The sequence below is a fragment of the Nostoc commune NIES-4072 genome, assembly GCF_003113895.1.
Taxonomy (GTDB): domain Bacteria; phylum Cyanobacteriota; class Cyanobacteriia; order Cyanobacteriales; family Nostocaceae; genus Nostoc; species Nostoc commune.
Window position 1 is genome coordinate 802,770 of record NZ_BDUD01000001.1, and the last position, 26,369, is coordinate 829,138.

25 protein-coding genes, 1 tRNA gene and 1 pseudogene are annotated in these 26,369 nt (G+C 41.6%); 14 read left to right on the plus strand and 13 right to left on the minus strand.

The window, feature by feature from the left end; genetic code table 11:
- Positions 1 to 2 precede the first annotated feature (2 nt).
- The 4 genes from CDC33_RS03500 to CDC33_RS03520 form a co-directional block, all read right to left on the minus strand.
- Positions 3 to 1,538, minus strand: coding sequence for a flavin-containing monooxygenase (locus CDC33_RS03500; protein ID WP_109007315.1), 1,536 nt, complete (start codon positions 1,536 to 1,538; stop codon positions 3 to 5).
- 238 nt (positions 1,539 to 1,776) lie between these two features.
- A complete protein-coding gene (locus tag CDC33_RS03505) occupies positions 1,777 to 1,905 on the minus strand; it encodes a DUF29 family protein (protein WP_280524445.1) in 129 nt (42 codons plus the stop codon).
- A 978-nt stretch (positions 1,906 to 2,883) separates the two neighbouring features.
- A tRNA-Arg gene (locus CDC33_RS03515) sits at positions 2,884 to 2,956 on the minus strand.
- A gap of 66 nt (positions 2,957 to 3,022) precedes the next feature.
- Positions 3,023 to 4,228, minus strand: a complete 1,206-nt coding sequence (locus CDC33_RS03520; RefSeq protein ID WP_109012422.1) for a murein hydrolase activator EnvC family protein — start codon at positions 4,226 to 4,228, stop codon at positions 3,023 to 3,025.
- A gap of 239 nt (positions 4,229 to 4,467) precedes the next feature.
- Here CDC33_RS03520 and CDC33_RS03525 point away from each other — a divergent pair, with 239 nt between their 5' ends.
- Positions 4,468 to 6,060: an NAD(P)H-hydrate dehydratase gene (locus CDC33_RS03525; protein ID WP_109007316.1), complete on the plus strand. Its 1,593-nt coding sequence runs from the start codon at positions 4,468 to 4,470 to the stop codon at positions 6,058 to 6,060.
- Positions 6,061 to 6,073: 13 nt separating this feature from the next.
- Positions 6,074 to 6,238, plus strand: a complete 165-nt coding sequence (locus CDC33_RS38275) for a DUF8639 family protein (protein ID WP_181373877.1) — start codon at positions 6,074 to 6,076, stop codon at positions 6,236 to 6,238.
- A 39-nt stretch (positions 6,239 to 6,277) separates the two neighbouring features.
- On the opposite strand, the gene larC is transcribed toward CDC33_RS38275, so the two are convergent.
- The gene (gene larC, locus CDC33_RS03530; protein WP_109007317.1) at positions 6,278 to 7,564 is read right to left on the minus strand and encodes a nickel pincer cofactor biosynthesis protein LarC; all 1,287 of its coding nucleotides are present in this window, start codon (positions 7,562 to 7,564) and stop codon (positions 6,278 to 6,280) included.
- A 279-nt stretch (positions 7,565 to 7,843) separates the two neighbouring features.
- Between larC and CDC33_RS03540 the strand changes: the two genes are divergently transcribed.
- The 4 genes from CDC33_RS03540 (at position 7,844) to CDC33_RS03555 (ending at position 11,262) form a co-directional block, all read left to right on the plus strand.
- Positions 7,844 to 8,503 (plus strand): L-threonylcarbamoyladenylate synthase, encoded by a 660-nt coding sequence (locus CDC33_RS03540; protein WP_109007319.1) that lies wholly within the window; start codon positions 7,844 to 7,846, stop codon positions 8,501 to 8,503.
- Between the two features lie 392 nt (positions 8,504 to 8,895).
- Positions 8,896 to 10,116, plus strand: coding sequence for a HetZ-related protein (locus tag CDC33_RS03545; protein WP_109007320.1), 1,221 nt, complete (start codon positions 8,896 to 8,898; stop codon positions 10,114 to 10,116).
- Between the two features lie 116 nt (positions 10,117 to 10,232).
- Positions 10,233 to 10,481, plus strand: a complete 249-nt coding sequence (locus CDC33_RS03550) for an addiction module protein (protein WP_109007321.1) — start codon at positions 10,233 to 10,235, stop codon at positions 10,479 to 10,481.
- Between the two features lie 304 nt (positions 10,482 to 10,785).
- Positions 10,786 to 11,262 carry a PD-(D/E)XK nuclease superfamily protein gene (locus tag CDC33_RS03555; RefSeq protein ID WP_109007322.1) on the plus strand — a complete coding sequence of 159 codons (477 nt, stop codon included), beginning with the start codon at positions 10,786 to 10,788 and terminating at the stop codon, positions 11,260 to 11,262.
- Here the strand turns inward: CDC33_RS03555 and CDC33_RS03560 are convergent.
- Complete coding sequence (locus CDC33_RS03560; protein ID WP_109007323.1) at positions 11,246 to 12,091, minus strand: DNA adenine methylase; 846 nt, start codon at positions 12,089 to 12,091, stop codon at positions 11,246 to 11,248. The two genes, CDC33_RS03555 and CDC33_RS03560, sit on opposite strands and share 17 nt — an antisense overlap.
- Before the next feature lie 164 nt (positions 12,092 to 12,255).
- On the opposite strand from CDC33_RS03560, the gene CDC33_RS03565 reads away from it, so the two are divergent.
- The 3 genes from CDC33_RS03565 (at position 12,256) to CDC33_RS03575 (ending at position 14,169) form a co-directional block, all read left to right on the plus strand.
- Positions 12,256 to 12,462, plus strand: a complete 207-nt coding sequence (locus CDC33_RS03565) for a DUF751 family protein (protein ID WP_109007324.1) — start codon at positions 12,256 to 12,258, stop codon at positions 12,460 to 12,462.
- Between the two features lie 123 nt (positions 12,463 to 12,585).
- The gene (gene rbfA / locus CDC33_RS03570) at positions 12,586 to 13,002 is read left to right on the plus strand and encodes a 30S ribosome-binding factor RbfA (protein ID WP_109007325.1); all 417 of its coding nucleotides are present in this window, start codon (positions 12,586 to 12,588) and stop codon (positions 13,000 to 13,002) included.
- 930 nt (positions 13,003 to 13,932) lie between these two features.
- Positions 13,933 to 14,169, plus strand: coding sequence for a DUF4327 family protein (locus tag CDC33_RS03575; protein WP_100901540.1), 237 nt, complete (start codon positions 13,933 to 13,935; stop codon positions 14,167 to 14,169).
- Positions 14,170 to 14,689: 520 nt separating this feature from the next.
- On the opposite strand, the gene CDC33_RS03580 is transcribed toward CDC33_RS03575, so the two are convergent.
- Positions 14,690 to 15,043, minus strand: coding sequence for a hypothetical protein (locus tag CDC33_RS03580; protein ID WP_109007326.1), 354 nt, complete (start codon positions 15,041 to 15,043; stop codon positions 14,690 to 14,692).
- Between the two features lie 174 nt (positions 15,044 to 15,217).
- A complete protein-coding gene (locus CDC33_RS03585; protein WP_109007327.1) occupies positions 15,218 to 15,964 on the minus strand; it encodes a 3-oxoacyl-ACP reductase family protein in 747 nt (248 codons plus the stop codon).
- Positions 15,965 to 16,572: 608 nt separating this feature from the next.
- Between CDC33_RS03585 and cdf31 the strand changes: the two genes are divergently transcribed.
- Entirely contained in the window at positions 16,573 to 17,478 is a 906-nt protein-coding gene (gene cdf31, locus CDC33_RS03590; protein WP_109007328.1) for a CDF family zinc efflux transporter Cdf31, read from the plus strand.
- A gap of 109 nt (positions 17,479 to 17,587) precedes the next feature.
- Here the strand turns inward: cdf31 and CDC33_RS03595 are convergent, their stop codons facing one another.
- Complete coding sequence (locus CDC33_RS03595; protein WP_109012423.1) at positions 17,588 to 17,992, minus strand: response regulator; 405 nt, start codon at positions 17,990 to 17,992, stop codon at positions 17,588 to 17,590.
- Between the two features lie 348 nt (positions 17,993 to 18,340).
- Positions 18,341 to 18,655 (minus strand): hypothetical protein, encoded by a 315-nt coding sequence (locus CDC33_RS03600; RefSeq protein ID WP_109007329.1) that lies wholly within the window; start codon positions 18,653 to 18,655, stop codon positions 18,341 to 18,343.
- Positions 18,656 to 19,051: 396 nt separating this feature from the next.
- Here CDC33_RS03600 and CDC33_RS03605 point away from each other — a divergent pair, with 396 nt between their 5' ends.
- The gene (locus CDC33_RS03605) at positions 19,052 to 20,134 is read left to right on the plus strand and encodes a class I fructose-bisphosphate aldolase (protein ID WP_109007330.1); all 1,083 of its coding nucleotides are present in this window, start codon (positions 19,052 to 19,054) and stop codon (positions 20,132 to 20,134) included.
- 582 nt (positions 20,135 to 20,716) lie between these two features.
- Here CDC33_RS03605 and CDC33_RS03610 read toward each other — a convergent pair.
- Complete coding sequence (locus tag CDC33_RS03610) at positions 20,717 to 21,385, minus strand: ribonuclease T2 family protein (protein ID WP_109007331.1); 669 nt, start codon at positions 21,383 to 21,385, stop codon at positions 20,717 to 20,719.
- Positions 21,386 to 21,702: 317 nt separating this feature from the next.
- Here CDC33_RS03610 and CDC33_RS03615 point away from each other — a divergent pair, with 317 nt between their 5' ends.
- Positions 21,703 to 22,869, plus strand: coding sequence for a pyridoxal phosphate-dependent aminotransferase (locus CDC33_RS03615; RefSeq protein WP_109007332.1), 1,167 nt, complete (start codon positions 21,703 to 21,705; stop codon positions 22,867 to 22,869).
- A gap of 155 nt (positions 22,870 to 23,024) precedes the next feature.
- Here CDC33_RS03615 and CDC33_RS03620 read toward each other — a convergent pair whose 3' ends face one another.
- Together CDC33_RS03620 and CDC33_RS03625 are read right to left on the minus strand one after the other, a co-directional pair.
- Complete coding sequence (locus tag CDC33_RS03620; RefSeq protein ID WP_109007333.1) at positions 23,025 to 23,645, minus strand: pentapeptide repeat-containing protein; 621 nt, start codon at positions 23,643 to 23,645, stop codon at positions 23,025 to 23,027.
- 341 nt (positions 23,646 to 23,986) lie between these two features.
- Positions 23,987 to 24,949 carry an orange carotenoid protein N-terminal domain-containing protein gene (locus CDC33_RS03625; RefSeq protein WP_109007334.1) on the minus strand — a complete coding sequence of 321 codons (963 nt, stop codon included), beginning with the start codon at positions 24,947 to 24,949 and terminating at the stop codon, positions 23,987 to 23,989.
- A 71-nt stretch (positions 24,950 to 25,020) separates the two neighbouring features.
- On the opposite strand from CDC33_RS03625, the gene CDC33_RS03630 reads away from it, so the two are divergent.
- Both CDC33_RS03630 and CDC33_RS40160 read left to right on the plus strand, forming a co-directional pair.
- Positions 25,021 to 25,251, plus strand: coding sequence for a hypothetical protein (locus CDC33_RS03630; protein ID WP_109007335.1), 231 nt, complete (start codon positions 25,021 to 25,023; stop codon positions 25,249 to 25,251).
- 510 nt (positions 25,252 to 25,761) lie between these two features.
- A pseudogene (locus CDC33_RS40160) lies at positions 25,762 to 25,978 on the plus strand (hypothetical protein).
- Positions 25,979 to 26,369 lie beyond the last annotated feature (391 nt).

Sequence of the window (26,369 nt, forward strand, 5' to 3'; positions counted from 1 at the left end):
ACTCACAAAGATTCGGTTAACTGGTTAGGAGAATCATTAACATTTTTCAGTCTTTGCGACTTTAATTCCAGTCGAAGTTTGTTGTAGAGGGATGAATCCACAGGCATCATAATCTGTGAAATTTCCTTCCAGACACTAAACTGATTATTTGCACCCATATCTTCCATGAGTTGGTCAGCATAACGCAAGGAAAACGAGGTAATGCATGTCGCCCTCGCTACAACATTATTGTATTGAGTTTTGATCCAATCTATATCTGCTGCCATTTCTTGATACATTTCTGAAGGCGAAGGCAATAACAAATTGCCTTTGACATATTCCAGCAGCCACCAAGCACTAACTTCTGATGTCAACTGACAATAGAAACTGCTGTTATAGCCAACAAAACCCATCTGTGGAATATTAGGATGAATCAGATAACGGTAAAGGTTAAAATTACCGTCTTCATCGATTATCTGTTGGCGATATTCTTCTTCGAGAAAAGGAAGTTCCTGGTTAAATCCTGTACCAAAAATTACTACATCTGCCTGCAACTGCTGACCATTGGCTAATTCCACACCATCAGGGATAAACTTGGTGATGCTGCTTTTAATTGCCTGAATTTTACCAGAGTGTACGTACTTAAAGAAATCTGGAGGAGCTATAGTAATTTGACAGTTAGCCTGATTCATCGGTTGTTCGGGTAAAATGCCGCAGCTATCAAGACCGAATTGCAGACGTAGCACCATCTCGTTAGTCCGCCAGAAAGCCCACACTAGTGGCTTACCCAGAGTGTGCAGTAATCTTTCAATGCGTCCCATCTGACGGTAGGGGAACCAAGCTTCTGCAAAGCGGGTTAATAAAACATACTTCAGGTTTACTAAACCCAAGAAAAATCTAGGAACCTTCCACAGGGGTTGACGGAAGACAAGGGTGGATTTTTTGGCTATGTTCGCCGCCAAAGTCGCAATGTCGCAGGCAGATTTGCCAAAACCTACTACAACTACGCGTTTACCCTCAATGATTGAAGCATCGTTAAACTCAGTAGAATGGAGTACTCGTCCTCCAGATGCGGCGAACTCTTCTTTACCAGGCAAAGAAGGTAAATTAGGGAAACTAAATATTCCATTGCAGACTAGCACAAAGTCAAATTCGTGCTTTTCCTCTTTTGTCTCACCCCCATTACCTTCCTTCACTCTGATGGTAACTACCCATCCTGGCCGTTCTCCGGTTTTTCGGGAGACATTAGTAACTTCCGTTTGGAAGCGAATTCTCTCAAGAACTCCAAAATTCTGGGCGTATGAATTTAGATAATTCCGCATATCCTCTGCTGTCGGCCACTCTGGGTAGGATGCAGGCATGGGATAGTCAGAAAAATTATATGTGTCACCCGTACTCTGGGTTGTTAATCCTGGGTAACTTCGAGATTTTTCCCAAACACCACCAAGTCTTTTTTGTTTCTCAAATACAGTAACGTTGTAGCCTTCCTGGACAAAAGTTTTAGCTGTTACCAGACCGCTGATTCCAGCCCCAATCACGCAAATTTGTTTGATTTCCATATTCTTTTTTAAGTAAATTATGAAATAATTTCTGCAAAGATGAATTTATACCAGGTTTTATTTATTTGAACCCCATCTCTGGTAAAGCCTAAATAACTACCAAACATTATTGCTCATCATTTAGCAGAATTACCAGAAGGTAAAGAAGCAAAAAAAGAATAATGATTAGGACTAATTCAAACCACGTTAAAGAGTATGCGTGGTTTCTATTAAACTAATAACTAATAACTACAGGTTTTCAACAACACCAAAAACTATCATTTAATAATGTTTCTATATTATTAGGAAAAGGACAATCATCAGGAAATTTTGTTTCATATTCCTTACTCATGTTTTTATGTGCATTTTTATAACATTCATCACATATATAGGATTACTATTTGATTTTTGAACGGAATTAGGTATTGTAGAGTGTGTTAGAACGGAGTTCGTAACGCACTATTATCAAGGGTTTGATGCCGTACTCTCTGTGCTAACACATCCTACAGATATTTTCAGAAATCAAACCGGATTCCTATAGTTAAAAAATAATTACGCAGGCTAGGGGAATCTCGAAGAATACGACTTAATTCCTGTTGTGTGCTTGAGTCATAAAAAACTTTAGAGTGCTTTAGCAATAGTTTAACCCTTGGGTTTAACAACAATGATAAGTTTTGCTTAAGCTGTGGTAACAACAACATAAGCGTTTGCCACAAATAGATAAGCATTCGTAACGAAAAAGTTAGCGTTGGTAACGAACGCATAAATTGTCGTTACTAACGGATAAGCATTCGTAACAAAAAAGTTAACCCACCTTAATTATTTTTTGGCGAATCGAAGCGGGGTCAATTTCCCTGGGGATCTGCCAAAACTTCAAATCGCTTATTGATTAAGGCTTGTAGCTTTTCTGGTGTCAGTTAATTTACTTTTTTAAGTGTTAACAGACAGGCGATTTTGGGAGACTTGCCAAAAATGCATTCAGAACTGTTGGCAAATCAAGGGTTTGGAGCGCAGGGTTTCAACACCCCTCCCAGCGAGAGGCGGGTTGAAAGTCGCTAAGACTTTCGCTGTCAATGGGTATGTCCTAGTACATTAAAAGCTTTATTGAGTTTTGGAATTTTTCCAGTGTTCATAGCAAACACTTTTTAGGTGGGTTGAAAGGATAGAGCAACAGATTCTTTGTTTGAAGAGCTTGATTTTAGCTCTAATATTGAAACCGATTAGTTACCCTATAAAAGAAGAGTTCTGCCATACTTTAGGTATGGCAGGGTGTTGTAATGATATACAATTTCTCAACGCGGACAATAATTTGGCAAGACGGACATTAATCTGTCAACGCGGACAAATAATTAGTTAATGTACAACACGAGCGCGGAGGGATTTGAACCCCCGACCCACAGAACCGGAATCTGTTGCTCTATCCACTGAGCTACGCGCCCTTAGTCTTATACATTATAGCACGTCTATGATAAAATTTGCAGCCTAGAGAAACTTGGTTTCTGGGTTCAAAGATAATTAGCTGGGTCTACCGGTGTACCATTGTGGCGGACTTCAAAGTGGAGGTGGGGGCCAGTTGAGAAACCTGTGGAACCGACAGCAGCGATCGCTTGTCCGCGTTCGACTGCTTGTCCTTCAGAAACATACAACTCGCTGGTATGTCCGTACAGTGTAGTAAGGCCATTGCCGTGGTCGATAATTACTGCTCTGCCATAACCACCATACCACCCAGCAAAAATTACTCTGCCCGAATCGGCTGCCCGAATTTTACTACCATAGCTAGCGGCAAAATCCAACCCGGCATGAAAGCGACGATAGCCAAGGATTGGGTGCATCCGCCAGCCAAAGGGACTGCTAGTAGAAGCATCGCTAGGATATGCCATTATACCAGTTCCCCGAATGATCACACTTGTCCGGCTGTTAGTTTTTGCTTGCGCCTCCTCTGTTGCTCTAGCTTCTGCTACCTTTTGTTGAATTAAGACTTCCAGATTTTGAGATTCCCTCTCTAGCTGGTTTTGGGCTGCTTCTAAGGCTAGGCGATCGCTATTAAGACGTTGAACCAATTCCGATTGTGACTCCGCCTGATTTTGATAATCGGATTTTTGTGCTAACAATTGCTCACGAATCAAGGCAATTTCGTTTTTTTGCTGTTCTACGTCCGTTTTTTGTTTATTTATCAGCTTTGCTTGGGCATTGAGTTTTACCAAAATTTGTTCGTCTGCCTGATACACTAACTTTAACTGATGACGACGGCTGAAAAAGTCGCTGATATTTTCACTTTCGAGCAAAACTGCCCATCCAACAGATGCAGGCGATCGCTGGAGATAACGCAATCGTGCTACTGTTGCTATTTGCCGCTCTTCATAAGAACGTTGCGCTACTGCTAAATCAGTTTCCAAGTGCTGGAGGCGTTGGGTAGCGAGTTGTAATCGTGATTCGCTCTCTTGAATATAGCTATCTGTAGTTTGCAAATTTTGTTTTAAGCCAGTGAGGTGTTTTTGGGCCTCTTGTTGAAGATTTGTTAAGCGATCGCGATCGTTAACCACACTCTGGCGCTGCTGGTTCATTTCTTGCTGCTGTTGTCGCAAAGTATCAATAGGCGCTGTGGAGGTTGCGTAGGCTGGAATTAATGCTAAACAAATCCACAAAATGCAGCAAAATGCAATAGATAAATAGCCAAAAATCTGCTTTTTTCTTATAAATCGCGCTCTCATAGCGTAAAGCCCAACCAAAACGATGCTTTCAAACACTATGAGGATTATTCCCAAAATCTGATTCACCCACTCCAACGCATGATTAAATTGTCTGCCAAGTTGTAACACAAAGATTCCAGCGATGTCAGCATTAAGCAGGTAGTTCATTTGTATGAAATCTGCTAAAGTTTCAGTTACCTTAAAACTCATAACTCAGCACGAACTAAACGCCCCGCTACGGCTAACAGGAATTAGGACTGATGCAGAACAGGCAAGAAGAAAAAATTTCGCAAGTGGTAGTGACTGCTGTGCAGATGCGAGATATTGAAGATCGGATCTTTGCAGCAGGAATGCCTGTAGTCGCTTTGATGGAAAAGGTGGCGGGATTAATTGCCCGTCGCATTCAAGAGATCCCCCCAACCCCCCTTTTTAAGGGGGGCTACATTCTTTCAAACTCGCTACAGGCGGAGGGATTTCGTGTTGGAATTCTTGTCGGCCCGGGTCATAATGGCGGGGATGCTTTAGTAGTAGCCCGTGAATTACACTTTCGCGGGTATGAGGTTTGGATTTATTCGCCTTTCTCTAAACTTAAGGAACTAACTTCACAGCACTTGCAATATGCTCAGAGTTTGGGCATTCCAATTTATCAAACAATTGAGCAACTGCCAGATTCTGATTTGTTGATTGATGGCTTGTTTGGATTTGGTTTAGAAAGAAACCTCACCGATCCCATCGCTTCTGCAATTAATCAGCTAAATGAATTATCTGTGCCGATTTATAGTATTGATTTACCTTCAGGTTTACACACCGACACAGGCGAAGTATTAGGAACTGCCATTCGCGCCACTCACACTTTTTGCTTGGGTTTATGGAAGCTAGCTTTCTTCCAAGATCAGGCGCTAGAATATCTCGGCAAAGCTGAGTTAATCGATTTCGATATTCCTTTAGCTGATGTGGAAGCTGTTCTAAAAAATGCACCCAGCATTAAACGTATTATACCAGCAACGGCACTTGCTAATTTAACCCTACCTCGTCCACAAGTCACCCACAAATATAAGGAAGGACATTTATTGTTGATTTGTGGTTCGCGGCGCTATGCAGGTGGAGCAATTTTAACTGGTTTGGGTGCTAGGGCTAGTGGTGTAGGTATGCTTTCCATTGCCGTACCCGAATCGCTGAAATCTCTTTTGGTGTCACATTTGCCAGAAGCCATAATTGTCGGTTGTCCAGAGACGGAAACTGGAGCTATAGCCCAATTACAATTACCAGAAAAAACCGATCTGAGTTCCTTTAATGCGATCGCTTGTGGCCCCGGTTTAACACGAGATGCCACTCCCATTGTGCAAGAAGTGATCAACAGCGATCGCCCTCTAATTCTCGATGCCGATGGTTTAAATATCTTGGCACAAATGGGAGCGATCGCCACATTAAAAAAACGTCTTGCAGTAACCGTACTCACACCCCACACTGGTGAATTTCAACGATTGTTTCCTGATGTCCCCAATGCCAAACATGACAGAGTGCAAGCAGTACAGGAAGCGGCGGCACAAAGTAAGGCGATAGTATTGTTGAAAGGGGCGAGAACTGCGATCGCAAACCCTCAAGGTGCTGTTTGGAGCATTCCTGAAAGCACACCCGCCTTAGCGCGTGGCGGTAGCGGTGACGTGTTAACTGGGCTACTGGGTGGATTGTTGGCGCAAGCAGCAACGAAGGAGATTCCGGTAGAAAATATTGTGGTAACTGCTGCATGGTGGCATTCGCAAGCGGGTATAATAGCCGCCCAGGAGCGTACTGAATTGGGTGTAGATGCGTTTACATTGACACAATATTTGATAAAAGTTCTAAGTAATTAAACGGCTTTTAACTATGACTCTAGAAATTGACGCCGAGAAAGAAAAATTACAGGCAAGCACTAGTTTAAAGACAAATCAAGAAACAGAAAACGAAAAAGTTCTATGTCCTCATTGTCAGCGCACCGCTACGAACGGTATTAAATGTAAAGGCATTTGTGTGGCTGACAATGACTATTAAAGTATGATCCAGTCTCCAACGAGGAATAAGGAATTTGTATCAGCCATTGGCTAAATACCAACGCTGTAGCGCCAATCGTTGAATTTCGCGCCAGGGAATATTATGTTTTCGAGCTAAGTCTGCACAATCTTCATATTCTGGCTGCACATTTGCAATAACTTTTTCTGGCGATCGCCCTTTCCATGCTATTTTCACACGCACTTTGCCATATTCCGTTTCCACTTGTTGAATTTCCCGTTGTAAAATGGCGCGTTGCTGAGTTGTTCGCCGAATACCCAAAGTTGTAGTTTCGCGGAATATAACCGCTTCACAACTGAGTAAATTTTCTGGATGACAAATCACAGTCAGCAAAATCCCCGGACGGGACTTTTTCATACCGATCGCTTGGGTAAAAACATCCACTGCACCAGCCGCAAACAACGCCTCAAACACATAGCCGATCGCTTGCGGATTTAAATCATCAATTTGAGTTTCTAGTACAGAGATGGTTTCCAAATTTGAGCTAGTAGCTTCAGAATCACTGAAATTTGACTGTAAACTTGCGCTTTCACCCACCCAAAGGCGTAAAATATTGGGAATGGGTAAATTTATGGTTCCTGCTCCCAATCCTATCTGCTTGATAGCGATCGCAGGTGGTGAACCAAAATCTCTTGCCAAAGTAGTAGCGATCGCAGCTCCTGTTGGTGTCACCAGTTCTCTGTCAATTCCATTGCTATAAACTGGACAACCCCGCATTTCCCACAGCTTTAATACTGCTGGTACTGGTACTGCCATCTGACCATGTGCAGCCCGAACAGTGCCGCCACCAGTCGGGAACGCCGAGCAGTAAAGTAAGGGCAATCCTGACTCATTACTCTCAATCCCCAACCAATCTAAGCCCAGGCAAGTACCTACAATATCTACGATCGCATCTACAGCACCCACCTCATGAAAATGAACTTTTTCAGGAGAAATGCCATGCACTGCCCCTTCTGCCACTGCTAGCTGTCGGAATACCGCCAAACTCCAAGCTTCTGCCCGTGATGGCAACTGAGCTTTGAGAATCATCCGCTCTATTTCTGGCAGGTGGCGTGTGTGATCATGACTGTGTTCGTGGTCGTGGTGATGGTGGTGGTGGCGATCGTGTACTAAATCCACATGGACTTTAGTCGCCTGCTGACCATTACGTTGGACAAATTCCGCCCTTAACTGATATTCCTGTTCAATACCCAACCCATTGAGTTTTTCAGTTAAATACTCCACAGGAACACCCGAACTTACCAAAGCACCCAGGCACATATCACCAGAAATTCCTGTCGGACATTGAAGATAAGCAATTTTATTCATAATAAATTAGTCATTAGTCATTAGTCATTAGTCATTGGGCATTGGGCATTGGGCATTGGGCATTGGGCATTGGGCATTGGGCATTGGGCATTGGGCATTGGGCATTGGGCATTGGGCATTGGGCATTGGGCATTGGGCATTGGGCATTAACTATTCTCCTCTGCTCCCCCTGCCTCCCCTGCTCCCCCTGCTCCCCCTGCTCCCTGCCCCCTGCCCCCAGCCCCCAGCCCCCAGCCCCCAGCCCCCACTCCCCACTCCCCACTCCCCACTCACCGAGTTATGGCAAAAATTTTCCCAGTTCATCCGGATAATCCTCAAGTTCGCCGAATAGAGGAAATAAAGTCGGCGCTTTCTAGTGGCGCAGTCATGCTTTACCCTACTGATACAGTTTATGCGATCGGTTGTGATTTGAATGCCAAGTCGGCGGTAGAACGAGTGCGGCAAATTAAACAGCTAGCAAATGATAAACCACTGACATTTTTATGTCCCTCGCTTTCAAATGTGGCAACTTATGCCTTCGTAAGTGACACAGCCTATCGGATTATGAAACGCCTGATTCCAGGGCCATACACGTTTTTGCTCCCAGCGACTAAATTAGTACCGCGATTGGTGCAAAGCCCCAAGCGGAAAAGTACTGGAATTAGAGTACCAAACCATACTGTGTGTTTGGAACTGCTGGCAGCGTTGGGCAATCCGATTATTTCAACTTCAGCACATCTGCCACCAGATGAAGCAGATAATGGCATGATTCGGATAGATCCAGAAATTGTTCAGTCGCGGGTAGAGCTATTTGACCGTTTGGATAAGTTGGTGGACATAATTGTAGACACTGGCGAAGAACCTACTTATGAAGTATCTACCATCTTGGATATGACCGGAGACGAAGCAGCAATTATACGGAGGGGTTTAGGTTGGGAAGCAGCAGCAGCATGGGTATAAAAATTACACTTCACAGGCGCACCTCTCCGTTTCGGAAATTGTGATAAAAGCGACTCCAGTTTTTAAATTGTCATATTTTAAGGCGATGTCTACGATGGGCACAGATGCAATAACAGAATGGTGGCAACAGTTGCTACAGCAAGGGATTTGACAACTTTGAGAAAACGGCGGGTACTTGTGTCCTAGCGTCAATGTGGTGGCTTGTGAAAAAACCGACACATTTCCATAACTGTAACTCTCTCGTATTTCCTACAGTTTTATATATGAGCTTTAGATGTGAGCATTACATGCGGCAAGCCTTGATGGATGAATGCCTAAAGATTCGTAAGCCAAGGCCGGCCTTGATTGCTGTGTCTGCGTTGTAATTACGGTGCAATACTACTGGAAAAGTCATGAAATCTAACGTCGTTAATCTACCAAACTCTACACCCATTTTTGATAATCACCTTTCGACTGAAGAATTTTCAGACAGCAGCAGCGAAACCTTGATTGAATTGCTATGTCAGGAAATGCAAGCGCAAGTAAAAGCAACACCCAAGTGTGTAGAAGCTTTAGCAAACCGTATAGCCGTAGAAGTAGAACGCATTTGCGATAAAAGCTCCCGTATCCAAACATCTGGGGAAATCAAATCCTGGCAGATTACGTTGGGAAGGCATCGGATGCACAAGTGCTTACGTTACTACCAACTAGGTTCAAAACAAGGGCGGGTGGAATTACATAGCAATTTGGGTGCTATGGTTTACCGGCATGTAACTGTATCCGGCTCTGAGTTGGGTTTTGAGGCTCGTTACAGCCTGATTGAAGATTTTTTACAAGCATTTTATATCGAAGCTATCAAAGCTTTCCGCAGAGAAAACGAACTACCTAATGATCATACGCCGCGTACTCAGCTGCAATTAGCTGAATATATGGCATTTACAGAGCAGTATGCCAAACGCCGGATCAATTTACCTGGTGGTGCAAATCAGCAATTGATTATCTTGCGGGCCCAAGGTTTTGCTCGTCGTCAGCCGCAAGAAACTACCGTGGATATTGAAATGGCGGTAGAGTCTGCTAAGGGTGAAGAAGCAGAATCTTACCAGCGTAACTCGGCGGTGCAACAGCTGCGATCGCAAATGATAGCCCAAACTAATTTCGATCCATCAGAAGAGTCAGAACGCGATCGCGTCATCACTGAATTGATGAAATACCTGGATTCTCAAGGTCAATCTGACTGTATGAACTACCTCAGTTTGAAACTTCAAGACCTCTCAGCCCCAGAAATTGACCAAATTCTCGGTTTAACTAGCCGTCAGCGCGATTATCTCCAACAACGGTTTAAATACCACGTAGAAAAGTTTGCCAAACAGCACCACTGGCAATTGGTACATCAATGGTTAGGTGCGGGTTTAGAGCAAAAATTGGGTTTATCTTCTCAGCAGTGGGAAATCTTTGTGAATCAACTAACAGAACAGCAACAGCAAATATTAGAGTTAAAAACTGCACGGGAAAATGACGTTGCGATCGCTAAAACCATCAAATGCACCCCCAAACAGTTACAAAAGCGCTGGACTCAACTTTTAGAACTAGCATGGTCTATTCGCAATGGTCATACTGAGGCACAGACAGGTTGAAGTCAAAACGAAATAACTAAAATTCATCCAAACTAAATTCCAGTTATTAGAAATGTTGTTATAGATATGGCGGTTTCAGGGTGTAATAATTAAAGTAAATAAAATCATAGAAGACCATGAACCCAGTATTTCCCCAACTCTCTAGTCTTTCGAGAGCGGAAAAACTTCAACTGGTAAAAGATTTATGGGATGAGATTGCCGCTATACTAGCAACACTCCCAGTTTTAGATTGGCAGAAAAAAGAGCTAGGCGATCGTAAAGCCGAATATCAACAAAACCCAGCCATTGGTAGCAGTTGGGAAGATGTAATACCAATTCACAATGGGCTACGCCCCGCTACGCTAACGCAAGTCGCAATGGGCTAACGCCCCGCTTCGCTAACGCAATTAAAAAACTTAGATGCAGCAAGGCTTTCAGGGTTTACATCAGCATCAAATTTTTCGTGAGTATATTCTTTTAACTATTATCTGAATTAGTAACTGATTGGCGAACCAAATTATTAATACATTTGTATTTATTTAGTACAAGAGTACCAAATATTTCAGATTTTTTATCCATTAATCCAACCTTATTTAGTCAAAATCAAAAATTCATATTAAGCAACTGACCTTTTTTTACTACTTCTGTGAAATCCTATAATAAGCAGGACTTTTGGCAGAGGGATTTAGGATGGCTCTGACTCAAGGCGGACGGGCAAATAAGGCTGGGAATATTTTAGAAAGAAATGTAGAAGCAATTTTGACTGGGCATAATTATTTCCAAGTCGGAAACTATGTCTCAAAAGAATTTATTTTAAATGCTGCTTTATTGCCAAAACGTTATGGAAAAGAAATTTATATTGGAACTGGAATTTATCATACCGATCTGAAAGTTGATTTTTATGTTGTCGGCTCACCTGCAATGCCATCTGGTTTAATTTTCGAGTGCAAATGGCAAGAAAGCCCCGGTTCGGTTGATGAAAAATTTCCTTACTTGAATATGAACATCCAGAACTATTACCCTGCACCAACTATTGTGATTTTAGGCGGTGAAGGTATGCGAGAAGGCGCAAGCAAATGGCTAAAAGCAAGAGTTAATGATAACCATAATTTATTAGCAGTTTATAGTTTAGACAGATTCATTGCTTGGGCTAATAAAAATCTTTAAAAGATGTAATTAGTAATTCGTAAATTATCCCTCTATTTTTGATGTTTGAGTTAATTGATCGGGCTGCTTTAATTTTGTAGGTTTCAAAATTAATATCAGTATAAATTTTTTGAATAAATTCGCTATCAGAATTACATACCATAACTTTGACACCACGACTTGCTAACTCTGCACAAGTATCTCTCAAAAGTTCTTGGTCTTTTTTACTAAAACAATTCTGGCTATAAGCAGTAAAATAGCTAGTGTCGCTGATAGGATGGTAGGGCGGATCAAAAAATACAAAGTCATCACTGCTATTTGCATGATTTAAGACTTCTGTAAAATCTGCTTGTTGAATTTCTGCATGAGAAAGGGCTTCTGAGGCTGCTTTTAATAAAACCTCAGAACAAATATTGGGATTTTCATATCTGCCTAATGGCACATTGAATTTACCCTGTGAATTAACTCGATAAAGACCATTAAAACAAGTCTTATTAAGATAAATTATCCGAGCAGCTTTTTCTATGTCAGTACCACCAGAGTGGTTACGGATACTATAGTAATAATCTTTATTATGTCTGATTTTATGCTCTTTCAATATAGAAATTAATTCCTCAACATGATCTCTAACACAACAATAAGTGTTAATTAATTCGGCATTGATATCAGTTAAAACTGCTACTGTTGGTTGGAGATAGAAAAAAACAGCACCACCACCTAAAAATGGCTCATAGTAATTTTTATAACTTTTGGGAAAAAAAGGAATATATTGCTGTATCAATCTACTTTTACCCCCTGCCCACTTCAAAAATGGACGCGGGCTAGTTTCCTTGGGGATTTGAATTACCATTTACTTCCGATTTAACTGAAAATCATCGTGACTAAATAAAGCCAATATAACCGACGAAGTATATTTTATATTAACTGCTAATTTTTCAGCTGCATAGATTACAATTGAGTAGATAAAGCATATCAAAACAAACGTAAGTATATAACAAGGCAGTTTACATTCAGATGTTTGACGGATTTTGGGATAACGTCTTTCGCTACCCCCGGTACTTAATTAGTATCGTCTTAGGACTGTTTCTGAACACCTTTGCGCCGTTAGTGCCATTGTTGAAACGCCCAGTCACCTTGATTGCTATCTTGGGTTTCTTTGTGAGCGGCCTAGTCTTCCTTACTCTCACGCTACGCGCAATGCTGGGCTTGAGTACAATCTAGACTAGCGCTATATCGGGGCTGTGCCCTATAGACGGTAGCTTTTGGCGTTGCTTGCGCTAAGTACTGTCTACTTAACTTGCATGTATTTTTGTTGTACAACCTCTGTGAGGAGGCGAAATTTTTATGGCTACAAATCGCCGGGTTTCCCGCGTTGCTGAATTGATCAAACGGGAAGTTAGCCAAATGCTGCTCAACGGCATCAAGGATGACCGTGTGGGTACAGGAATGGTAAGTGTTACTGATGTTGATGTTTCCGGCGATCTCCAACACGCCAAAATCTACGTCAGTATCTATGGTACAGATGAAGCTAAAGCAGAAACAATGGCAGGCTTAAAGTCGGCCACAGGTTACGTCCGCAGTGAACTTGGGGCGCGGGTAAGGCTACGTCGTACACCAGAGGTGCTGTTTCTCGAAGATCGCTCTATAGAACGCGGTAATAAAGTATTGGCACTACTAAACCAACTTAACCATCAGCGTCCCCCAGAAATGGTAACAGTAGAAGACAGCACCGATCAAGATGATGAATCATTTGATGAATGAGTAACTGAAGTAACAATGTAACTTCAGAACAATTAATCTCAGCAAATCCGCCAAACAATTTACAGACGTGACCAAATCGCGTCTGTTTTAATATGACCATAATCTACTTCAGGAATCGGTAGTTGCATATATACGTTTTTTGCTAGTCTTGGCTTTCGTCCTTACTCTACTATTCCTCTTTCGCTTTAGCCCCAATACCTTTTGGTTAAGCAATTTCTTCTTGATTGAGGTAGTTTATTGAAGCAAGGGGAGAAGAGAAGAATTACTGAACAATAACTCTCTTTCCTCCCATCCCTCCCCTGTCCCCTGCAATTGGAAGTGCTTTACTCCCCCCTTCTACAGATGTTTATCCAATAAAAACTATGTAACACTAGTGTTGAAATTAACCAATAAATTACGGTTATATTTAAGAAATTGTTAACAGATGCTGGGGTAAAAGCCTTCGTAAGTTACTTTAGCCGTTATGTTTTGCAACACTTTATACCCTAGTATCTGACAAATATTCTTGTGTTGTTTACCCTTAGATAAATACCAGCAGTTCTAAATCTGGTTATAAGGTGATTGTTTAATATGTAAGCGATGCTGCGGCAGCCATCGCCTACGCGCTCTAAACCTCTGGAAACCGCAAAATCTTGCCTAAATACAGTACTGGCAAGATTTTCAGACTTGTTGCATAAAAACTATACAGCCGCTATAGCAGGTTAAGTTAACTACTCGGAATTTTTTTTGTAAAGCGTATTCTCGATAAATGTCAGGATTTGTTGACTTTCTTAACATTTCTTGAGATAATTTCAGGATATGTAGCGTCAAAATAGAAATAGTTCCGTATAGCAAACTACAAAATCCTAGCCACAAGTCTAATTTCTGTAATGTTTGTTCCTAATTATTAAGGGGAACACTATCGTAAGTGTTAATTTGTGAGTAAAAAACATGAGTGTAAATACGGTGCCTTCTATCAATTACTACTCTCTTGACCTGATTCAAGACGAAGCACGCCGACTGGTGCAAAAGGGAATGATTAGCCGACAACAGCCAATATATACCCTCTGCCAATACATTCCAGCGAGAGAGTGGGTTTGTGTTGAATGCGAATTAGAGAAATGTGACTTTTTGTTACGCGATCGCATTGGCGACCTAATTGGTCGTGAAGAGTGGGACAACGACTAATTAATGTTTGATTTCAAATTTGGGATTGGGGGTTCATTTTCGATGTGTGGATGTCACTATCAACAATCTGACGTCCAATCTGGGGGATAATCTCTGGTTTTTGGTGAGCATTGCCCCATATAGAATCTTGCGTTTTTCATTAACCTAGAAGCAGTGGAGTCTGAATTTATACAACTTTTCAAGTTAAAGAAGGCATCAGAATCATTTGTTGTGTATATCTGGTGCTACAGCTTGATTCTAGTAGGTAGATTCTGTGAGGTTCCTATATTTATCTAATAGGTAAATGTAGGAACTTCACCTTGGACTCGTAATTATTGCATCGCTTTCCTAAAGTAAACGATAGTCTGCTTACTGTTCAAACCCGAAATCCATCTTGAAAAGTTTGCTAAGTTGGGCTAACCGTCACCAGTTGCGACACTAGAGAGCAACCCCACAAGCTACTGGCTCGATTTTCGCAAAATCCAAAATTTGTATAGTATTTTTTTTAATCACGAAAAGCATAGAAAAATCATACGAACTATTATCCTACTTGCTCTAAGTAATTATTAATGTCTTCAATGATGCGAGTAAGTTCAGCTTCAGTAGTTAAGCGGATGTTGACGTTGCGGACAGTCAGCAAAACTTTGGCTGCGAAGGGTGTTGGCCAGATATTAGGATTACAAAAAATTTCTAAAAATACTTCACCTGTATAACGATATTCCAAGGGAGGCTGGGGAGTTACTTTACCACCGCCAGGAGTGGGTTTAGCGGCGACAGCTTTCAAACGCTCCATCAATTGATCTGTTGCTGCTTTTAATTCTCGTCCTGCTTGGGGTGAAAAACTGAAGGAGACAGAACCTTCAATTAGGTTCAAGGTTAGAGGAATTGAAGACATTTTTTATTAAAACTTCTTGATAAGTACTAATATTACCGGAAAAAGAGACAAAGCCGCCGAGAGCGACGGTGGCGAACTCCAATTTTTCGAGGATGCGCCCCAGCCTTAGCGCTGGCATCGTCGTCGAGAGATTTGCATAATCGGACTTTTCTTGGTTTTGGTTTGGTTGCCGAATCAGGCTGCGAAGCCGCCATCAATTTTCAGGTTCGCACCGGTGACAAAACTCGCTTCCGCACTGGCGAGATAAGAAACCATGTCGGCGACTTCTTCGCTTCGTCCATAACGCTGGAGGGCGGTGATGCTTTTCATCCTGTCGGCAAAAGTACCGTCCGCCGGGTTCATGTCGGTGTCAATCGGGCCGGGTTGGATGTTGTTCACGGTGATGCCACGAGGGCCGAGATCGCGGGCAAGACCGCGCGTGAAGCTAGCAATTGCACCCTTGGTCAAAGCATAGACGGAGCCGCCAGCAATAGGCATGATGTCACTGTTGACACTGCCGATCATGATGATCCGTCCACCCTCGCCCATGTGGCGAACAGCCTCTTGAGTTGCCACAAACACACCCTTAACGTTAACCGCTATGAGTCGATCAAAATCATCCAGTGAGAACTCGTCGATTAAAGCGAAAGCACCGACCCCCGCGTTGTTTACGAGGATGTCAATACGACCAAAGGCTTTTACAGTCTCAGCTACAGCGTTTTTCACAGCTTCGACATTGGCACTGTCGGCGCGAAGAGCCAAGGCTTGTCCACCTGCGGCTTTGATAGCAAGCACTACCTCGTCGGCTTTTTGTGGGGAGCTAGTGTAGGTAAGGGCGACAGTTGCACCATCATCTGCCAGACGTTTGGCGATCGCTGCCCCTAGACCGCGTGAGCCGCCTGTTACCAATGCCACCTTATCTGTAAGTTTTTTGGTACTCATAGTATTCGTGATTGAAACTTGTCGTCTAAAGAAAATTGACCATTGGAATTATATTGCTCAAGTTCTGACTCAAACTCGTAAGATTATCAAATATTCACCCATCCCCTTGGTTTGTTGATTGCAGTTTAGGGAAGGGCAGGAGTACTAAGTGACTCTTGAGAGAAATTGGGGGATTGAACAAGAGGCAAAGGAGTAGGGGATATAGAAAAGAATTAGGATTCGACACTTTTTCGCTGTTGCTTAAAGGTAGTAAATTAAACTCATTAGGCTCATCAACTTTCCTGAGTAAGTACAGCTTACTGATGGTTTTTATCATCTCTTTTGATGCAATTCGGTCTGACCTAACTAGATGCATGAATAACAAATTTAATTAAAATATTTTTAGAATTAATGCTAAAAATATGCTGTTATCTGTAGAGGTATTATTAATACATATAAAGCTTGTAGCCGTTGTTAACTATAAATAATCTCAACAAAATGGGATAAAAGATAGAACCTATAGAGAGACTTAATTTTTACTGTGTAAGACTTTCATACATTTGATTAGTGTCTATTTATGTTTTAAGTTTTACATTAGAAGTCATAGAACTTGATGTAATAAATTATCTATGATTTACGATAACCGCGCCGAAGTGCGAAAGGTTTTAATTATTACCCTACTGCTAAACCTGTTTGTAATGGGATTAAAAGCACTTGTGGGTTACTGGACAGGTTCTTTGAGTTTGCTAGCTGATGCCTTGCATAGTGTGACAGATAGCGCCAATAATGTTTTGGGATTAATTGCAAGTAAATTTTCTTCTCCACAACCCGATCGCGAGCATCCCTATGGACACAGCAAGTTTGAAGCTGTAGGCGCTTTAGGAATTGCCTCATTTTTAGGAATAGCCTGTTTTGAAATTCTGCAAGGAGCAATCGAGCGAATTCTCAAAGGTGGTGGTGAACCGATAAAAATATCGCCACCTGAGTTGTGGTTATTACTAATTGTGCTGGGCGTGAATATTTTTGTGGCCTTTTACGAACGTAGTGTGGGTAGGCGTGTAGGTAGCTCAATTCTCATAGCTGACGCAACACATACCATGAGCGATATTTGGGTAACAATCTCTGTAATTGGCGGCTTGATCGGAGTTTGGCTAGGTTACCAATGGATGGATTTGGTGTTAGCTTTTCCTGTCGCTTTGTTGGTATTTTGGAGTGGCTGGTCAGTTTTAAAAGAGAATTTGCCTTGGCTTGTGGATCAAATGGCGATCGCACCAGAAGCAATTCATGCGATCGCTACTTCTGTTCCAGGTGTAATTAACTGTCATGATATTGCTTCTCGCGGTGTTCTTGGTCGTCAAGTCTTTATCGAAATGCATTTAATAGTAAATGCACCAGACGTAGAAACTGCTCACCACATCACCGAAGAAGTAGAAAGCCGATTAGAAGAACGGTTCCGTCCAGTCAGGATTTTAATTCATGTCGAGCCACCAGCCTATAAGTCTGAGCAAATTAGCTTTGAAACTGGAGCGAAGTAATCTAAGCAATTCAAAATTACACCTTGTTTCAGATATAAGAAAGCTTTAGCTAGATGAGGGAGATTAGAGAAATAACAAATGACCACCGACAAATCACTGCATCTTTGCGTTAACTCTTATAAGAAGCAACCAAATCAGCAACGATCGCAACTAGTTCTCCTGGATCAACCGGTTTTGCCACATGAGTCTGAAAGCCCGCTTCCAGGGCACGGCTACGGTACTCGCTATCGCCATAAGCAGTTAAAGCTATAGCTGGGAGTTTTTCCCACATATCGGACTTCAGCGCTCGGATCTTGCGGATGAGAGTGTAGCCATCTTCACCAGGCATAGCAATATCACAAATTAAAACTTCTGGTTGCAACTCAGGTAATACTTTCAATGCTACCTCTGCCGATGCGACTGCTATAACGCTGGCTCCATCAGCTTCCAACACGGTAGTAATGTAAAATCGGCTATCGTCATCATCATCAACTACGAGGATGTTTAAGCCAGCAAGGGGCAGAGCAGGTTCCATAACATCTCCATTAATGTTGATCACATGAAAGTTATTTCTAATGAGCTGCTTGTTTTTCTCAGTGGCCACACCATTGGTAATTTTACTGCGATCGCGTCTATTTTCCTAGAAAATAACTCAATTCGTCCAGCCACCATCAAGTAGATGGTTAATTCTTGGCTGACATTTAGAATTATTCACGGGATAGAGTTATGTTGCTGTTTATTTACCAATAATTGGAGTTCAATAATAATCTTGTTAATTACTGACTGTTTTATTGTGATAAAATTATTATTTTATTTTTGAACAAAATTATGTACTGGCGTGTCAAGGCTAAAATGTTGCAATAGAATCAGCTTAGGTGGATCTTTACCGCTTGTGCTGGCGTAATTGCTCTACTATATAGTCTTCCAGTTCTTGCCTTTCTCTCTTACTGGCATTTCGTTGATAAGTTCTTGCTGTTTCTTGCATAAACTTGCGTTTCTCGCTTGGAGAAGATTTGATACCTCCAGTGCCTTGCAGCTTTTGCTGTAATTCTTCCCAAGTCTTTTCACCCACACTTTCGCCTAGTTTGGCCAGTACCTTTGGTAGTAATGTTCTTGCCTCTCTTTGAAAATCTTCCTCTGTCTCAAGGGAAGCTAAATCTATATTGCTGAAGTCGATATCGATTTTAAACTTACTCATAGAATTGTATTTGTTCTTTTAACGATTATTACCACTATAGGAATCCAGTTTGATTTGGAGAAAATATACGTAGGATGTGTTAGCACGGAGAGTACGGCATCAAACTCGTGTTCATAGTGCGTTACGAACTCCGTTCTAACACACTCTACAATACTTAATTTCGTTCAAAAATCAAATAGTAATCCTATATCTAAAGAAGTTGTTTATTTGAAAGAAAATGCAAAATCTGACAATCAAATCTTACATTTAATCAGTAAAAACTTGTTTTACAGATAATTTCAGACTGCTAATTAGAAGGATTTTACATATAGTTAATACCTCCATAACCAGGTTAGCAATATTAAAGATGCTATCTTAAAGGCAAAGGTCATTTGCTTAATTTTTGAGGAAAACGCTATGACTACAACGCTCATAGAGGCTAATTCTATCGAGTCATTGCTAGGTAAAGAGGCTGAAGACTTGCTTACCTACAAAGCAAAAGTTCCTACTGATTTACTACATTTGCCTGGGCCAGACTTTGTAGATCGCATCTGGCTCAACAGCGATCGCAACCCGCAAGTAATACGTAATCTTCAGTTACTTTATTCTACTGGTCGTCTTGCATATACTGGGTATCTGTCTATTCTCCCGGTAGACCAAGGGATTGAACACTCAGCAGGTGCGTCTTTTGCGCCCAATCCGATTTACTTTGACCCAGAAAATATTGTCAGGCTAGCGATCGCCGCAGGTTGCAATGCGGTTGCTACCACTTTGGGGACATTAGGTATCCTTTCGCGCAAGTATGCCCACAAAATACCCTTTATTGCCAAAATCAATCACAACGAATTGCTGACTTTCCCCAATCAATTTGATCAGGTATTGTTTGCTGATGTGGAACAAGCTTGGAATTTAGGGGCCGCAGCAGTAGGTGCGACAATTTACTTTGGCTCTGAGCATTCTACCAGACAGATTCAGGAAATCAGCAAAGCTTTTAAACGCGCCCATGAACTGGGGATGGTGACAATTCTCTGGTGTTATCTGCGGAATAACGCTTTTAAACAAGATAAAGATTACCATCTTGCTGCTGACCTCACCGGACAGGCAAATCATTTGGGTGTAACCATTGAAGCCGACATTATCAAACAAAAGTTAGCTGAAAATAACAATGGTTACGGTGCAATTGCCAAAGCCACAGGTAAGAGTTACGGCAAAACAGATGAGCGGGTTTACACAGAGTTGACAACTGACCACCCAATTGATTTAACTCGTTACCAGGTGCTAAATTGCTACTCTGGGCGCGTGGGGCTGATTAATTCTGGTGGTGCGACTGGTAAAAATGACTTCGCAGAAGCAGTACGCACGGCTGTAATTAATAAACGGGCTGGTGGTTCAGGGTTAATTTCTGGGCGAAAGACCTTCCAACGCCCCTTTGAAGAAGGTGTAAAACTGTTTCATGCCATTCAGGATGTTTATTTGTCGCCAGATGTGACGATAGCTTAGAGAGTGGGGAGTGGGGAAGAAGCAAGGGAGCAGGGAGCAGGGGGGAGAATAAAAATTACCTCTTTCTCCTCTGCACCCCGCACCCTGTCCCTTTGCCTCTTTTCCATGCCCAATTACCCAAACATTTATCATAAATTAAAGGGTTTTTAGTCATTAGTCATTTGTGTTTACCAAGGACAAAGGACAAATGACTTAGGACAACCTCACCAGTTGATGTGCTTTTCTTTTTGCGTAACAGCTTAATTATTGGTTGAAAGAACTAATGTAGTTGTTCAGCGTTCTGATATTCTCATCGTAGGCAGAGTAATCACCCAATGAAACATGTTGGTTTTGCACAAAAAACTTGAATGTCAGTTCTCGTATGTTCAAACTCATCAAAAGAGGTAACAATTTCAACGATTTGGTTACGTGCGCTTTTTTGTTGAAAAGTCAGAAAAGTAGGGATAAACGTACCTAAGTAACTTAGGAAAGGTTAGATAGCACTAGTCTAAATACTTAAGTAAAATCTCCGTAGCCAGCTAATGCGATCGCCTACGATACAGCCGGCCCCATTCCTTACTCCCTACTCCCTACTCCCCATTTTTATCTAACGTTTCTCAATAAGAAATCTGGTTGACCACAACTTTTTTGCGATCGCTTCAAAATCTCGGCGCTACAAATACCAGGTTCACCGTTTTTGGAATAACAAAAGAAGACTTCTTGCAAAAATCTTCCTGAACCAGAACAAAAGGGTGCTATACCATCAGCCTTAATTTGATTATTCGCACTCACAAATGAATTTTTAAAACTTGTAATTGTGGTACGCACGGGTTTATTAGGGCGATTGTAAGCTGCGGGAATAGCGATCGCATCTTTTAACTTTTTACTCAATGCCAAGTATTCCGCAGGCGTTTTCCCTGAACAAGTACCATGTTTTTCCCATTCATGATTGTAAAGTTTATTACTAGGATACAAATTGGGAAATTGCCGCTTTACTTCCGATGGTAATTTTTCTGTGGAACAATTAGCAGGATAACCAGTTTGGTACTGCGGCCACAAACCATGTAGTACAAAACCAAGTTTTCTTCCAGAGCCACACTGCTGCTGGTCACGGTTACCATTTGTCGCACAATAATCTGGCGACCAAGAGAGTGTCAGTACATAAAAATCAAATTTACCCGGAGTACCGCGATTTTGAGCAATGGCAACATTAGGTATAAAAATACCAGTAATTAACAGAGAAGATGCAATTAAAAGTTTCTTAATCTCCATATAAACAGTTAGTTTCCTGTAAAATTCAAGTTATATACAATGCATTGTTAACAGTCAATAATCAAACCGCTTTACAAAGTTATTAGTCATTGACATTGGGCATTGGGCATGGGAAAGAGGACTTGGAGACTCTTGAGAATTGGGGACAAAGGGAAACACTTGTTGCAAGTTCTGATTTAAGTCCCCTTGTCGCCTTGTCCCCTCCGCTTCCCCTACCTCCCCACTCCCCACTCCCCAATGAATTTAGAAAAGCAAATCTTGGTAGGAATTCTGGGATATCCTTAGATAAGTGAAAGATTTGCCAAAAAATAGTAAGAATGAAGCTGGCAGCAAGAGTAAGTCAGGTAACACCTTCATTAACCTTAGCGATCGCAGCCAAGGCTAAGGCACTGAAGGCAGAAGGAATAGATGTTTGTAGTTTTAGCGCTGGAGAACCAGATTTTGATACTCCAGGGCATATTAAAGCCGCAGCAGTAAAAGCTTTGGAAGAAGGCAAAACCAAGTATGGTGCAGCAGCCGGAGAACCAAAGTTAAGGGAAGCGATCGCCCACAAGCTTAAAATTGATAACGGTCTTGATTACAAGTCTGAGAATGTCATCGTCACCAATGGTGGTAAGCATTCTCTGTACAACTTAATCGTGGCGCTAATCGATCCAGGTGATGAGGTAATTATCCCTGCACCCTACTGGCTAAGTTATCCTGAAATGGTGACTTTGGTCGGTGGAGTCTCAGTGATTGTGCCTACAGATGCCACAACGGGTTATAAAATTACTCCTGAGCAACTCCGTAAAGCGATCACACCGAAGACGAAGTTATTTATCCTCAACTCTCCATCTAATCCTACAGGGATGGTTTACACGCCAGATGAAATCAAAGCACTGGCAAAAGTAGTAGTTGATGCAGATATCTTTGTCGTCTCTGATGAGATTTACGAAAAGATTCTCTACGACGGTGCAGAACATATCAGCATCGGTTCTTTGGGTCAGGAAATTTTTGACCGCACTTTGATTAGTAATGGGTTTGCGAAGGCTTATTCCATGACTGGGTGGCGTCTCGGCTATTTAGCGGGGCCTGCGGAAATCATTAAAGCAGCGAGTTCCATCCAAGGACATAGTACATCTAACGTGTGTACCTTTGCCCAATATGGTGCGATCGCAGCGCTACAAAGTCCTCAAGATTGTGTCGAAGAAATGCGCCAAGCCTTCGCCAAACGCCGCCAGGTGATGCTAGACAGACTCAACGCTATTCCCGGATTGAGTACCGTAAAACCAGATGGTGCTTTTTATCTGTTTCCTGATATCAGCAAAACCGGTCTAAAATCCCTAGAATTTTGTGACGCCTTGCTGGAAAAACATCAAGTTGCAGTCATTCCCGGAATTGCTTTTGGCGCTGATGACAACATTCGCCTTTCCTACGCCACAGATATGGCGACGATTGAAAAGGGAATGGATAGATTGGAGAAATTTGTCAAGTCGCGTATTTAGTTGGTTGTCATTTGTCATTTGTGAGAAGAATTTACTAACTCACCAATTTTTAACTCCACCTTTTCGACTCAGAACGGGTGGATTTTATTTTCAAACTTGAAGTTCAATAAAATGAAAGACTGATTTTTGAATTTTTAATTAGACCGCAGCAACGCTTAACCCGCTTCAATTAAGCTTCGTTCAGGTAGGGTGACTCCGTTAAGTAAGCAGTGGTACAAATCGACCCCATTCAGGTCTACTTCTGTAAAATCAACGTAACTTAGATCAGTTTTGTACAAAATAGCTTTGGCAAGACTAGCATGACTCAGGTCTGTATTGCTCAACTTTGCGCCAGTCAGGTTTGCACCATTGAGATTTGCCCTAGCCAAAGAAGCACCGCTTAAGTTAGCATAACGCAAATCTGCCCCAGCCAAGTTTGCATTACTGAGGTCAGCATCATGCAAGTCTGCTAAACGTAGGTCTGCTTTGACTAGGGAAGCTTTATGCAAGTCTACCTTCCTAAGAGTTGCCCGTATCAGATTAGCAGCCTTGAGGTTTGCCAAAATCATGTTTGCTCCACTGAAGTCAGTTCTCCAAAGAACCGCCGCAGTCAAATTGGCTTCAATCAGGTTTGCTTGGCGCAGGTTGGACTGTGATAAAGCCGCATTAGTCAAGTTAGCTCGATTCAAATTGATTCCAGCTAAACACATCTCGCTGAGGTTAACTAAGTGCAGGCTTACTTCAGGGAAATTTCTCTCTCCTGCACAATAGCGTTTGAGAAGTTCATTAGCATCCATACACCCCGCCTCCCAAATCTCCATTTATCACCTGAAAATTACAGTATCTAATCGATAATTGCTGAAAATAGCTCTCATTCGGAGACTTTTAACAACTTTGCACTATCCTTAAAACTGTTTAACAATCTTTTACAATATTGCCAATCGAATCAGTTGCTTTCAAGAGCGATCGCACAACGAAAATACTAAATAAGCCCTTATTAAAAGCATACCGAGGTGGCGATTTCTACGATGGGCTACGCCTACGCTGTTTCACTTATCCATGTCTACAGTTATTTTTAGTTAATTAAATCACAGTTTTTCGTAGGGGCACGGCACTGCCGTACCCCCAAAAGAGTGATTTATTTACGTACTAGGTTGAGCAGTTCTTTCGGAGAAGCGAGCAAGTCAATCGCTACAAAAAAGATTTTGCCTTGGGGATCTATCAAAAACCGCCATGCAATATTCATCCCAACACTGGCGCCGAACCAAGGGGTTTGGACTTTGCCTGTGACTTTAACTTGTGTATAGCCATCTTCTACTGGCTCAGATATACCACGCTCTGGGATCATCTTTAATCCCTGGCATTCTTCTCGCATATAAGCGCGGATTGCCTCTTGACCAACAATCGGTCTTTCAAAGGGGGGTTGCAACGCACCTTCAGAGCGAAACAGAGCAACCGCAGCATCAAAGTCATTGGCATTCATGTTGTTGATATAGCCCAACACTGTAGCGTCGTTGATACCCTCAATGGTGACTTTAGTCCTAAATGCTGGTGCAATGGGTGGAGACACTGGCTCTGAGACTTTTTTGTAACTACCGGGAGCGTTCGGGTCAAATCCCATGTTCACTACGGTATTGCGTAAAATTGTGATTTGTTGACCTGAATCAGCATTGCGGATGGCTTGTAACACATCAGCAGCCTTGGAAGAAAGCTTGTAGCCTTCTGGGATAGGAGCAACGATTCCCTGAGCCATCCATTCTCCTAACTGATACCAGAAGCCCAATTTGATGTTCACAGTGAAGGATGCATAGGAACGGCACAGGGGAGTGTCAGCACGGTTAGCTAGATCGTACATGACTTGCGTTTGAGCCTCAAAAGGCATCTGCTTAATTTGTTCGAGTAAGCCTTGTGCGAGGATCATGTTAGCTGCTCCTGGAGCGGCAACCGTAATACTTCTACCCATCTCGGTATAGGCAAACCAGAGTAATGCTAGTTGATCTTCAGCATTGAGCTGAGAGAATGATTCGACAACAGTTGGAACAATGTCAGCAACTAGGGTGCCGGGAAAAATACTTTGAGCCGACTGAATGGTAAAAGACATAGCAGATGTTCCCAAAAGAAAATTACAGTTGTATCGAATGTGAAAATCAAATGTGCAAAGACGCAAAGTAAATGCGTTTAGCTGTTAACAAAGGCACTCAGGAGTCTTGGTGTAGACATCGCTTTACCAAAGGCATAGCGATTCTCTTGCCGTTGATGGATACTCGGCAAAGCACATTGCAGGCTCAATATCTAGAAAACCTTGATCAACAGTGGTTTAACGCATTCAGGTTGTTTTTATCTCTTTATGTAAAGAAACATAACAATTTCGTTACAAATAAGCAATACTTCCTCAGTTATTAATTTATAAGTTCTGTTTATAGCAAATATAAGCTTTACCTAAAATAGGTTATGCATAATTGGTGGCTTTGTGCGTATTAATTTCCAAGAACGACGCCAGATAGCCCGTTGTAGACATCGCACGTCTCTACACGTATCAAATTTTGATAAATAATCCTTAACTGAAGCGATCGCATCTTTTGGAGAAGCTAAAGCGAGTCTTATTGTGCGATCGCCCCTGTTCGCGTTCGAGCGTCATAGACCTTTGTAGACATTACTTACTTCTCCCACAAATCCCAAATACCCTACTTACTTAGTACGGCTTTCACTACTTTTCTTTTATGTCAATTATTTGCAAAAACATATTTGCAATAATCTATATTAATTTACAAACAATAAAAAAATGATACAAAATTTATGTTGATGAAACCCCATGCACACAGTTTGATTGAATGGCTAACCAGCTTATAAAGAGATATTTTAGATTTACAAATTTTCTTCAGTTGACAAATAAAACAATTTAGAGTCAAACTTATTAAAACTGATTTTAATTACCCTAGAAAAAATTTGATTAGTTCAGTCGTTTCTAGACCTGATTTCAAGAACTTTAAGACCATTAATGTAAATCAAGCTTGGTCATTGTTTTTCACTGTCGGTCAAGATGACAAAGGGCTGGTTTTTCACTAACCTCTTAATCGTTATTGAGGTAACTGCAATTCTTTGGGCGATTTACTTCAGCCAATTGAGATGATCAAGTTTATTCATTTTAGTGTGTAGTAACTTAAACTGAGGTCTTGGATTTGAATACCAAGACTTATTTTCAATGCGTATAAAAAACTTTCTTTAGCTTTGGAAAAGTTTGATGTTGATTGGATTTATGAAGCTTCCCAATTTGTCACGGTATTGTGGGTATGTAGGTATAGAAGTAGCACAAATTGTTTCCAAATATGTTGCAGTTCAAAGTAAAACCTATGTAATCCAAAATAGAAGGATATTGATAAATCAACTTTTAAAGTCTGGTCTAGATTCTCATACAGCGAATCGAACTGTTACTATACTTATATCAAGCCCAATTTTACAATTAACCAACAAAAATCAGTGTGCAATTAACTTGCGAAATTAACTATACAGACAAACAAGAG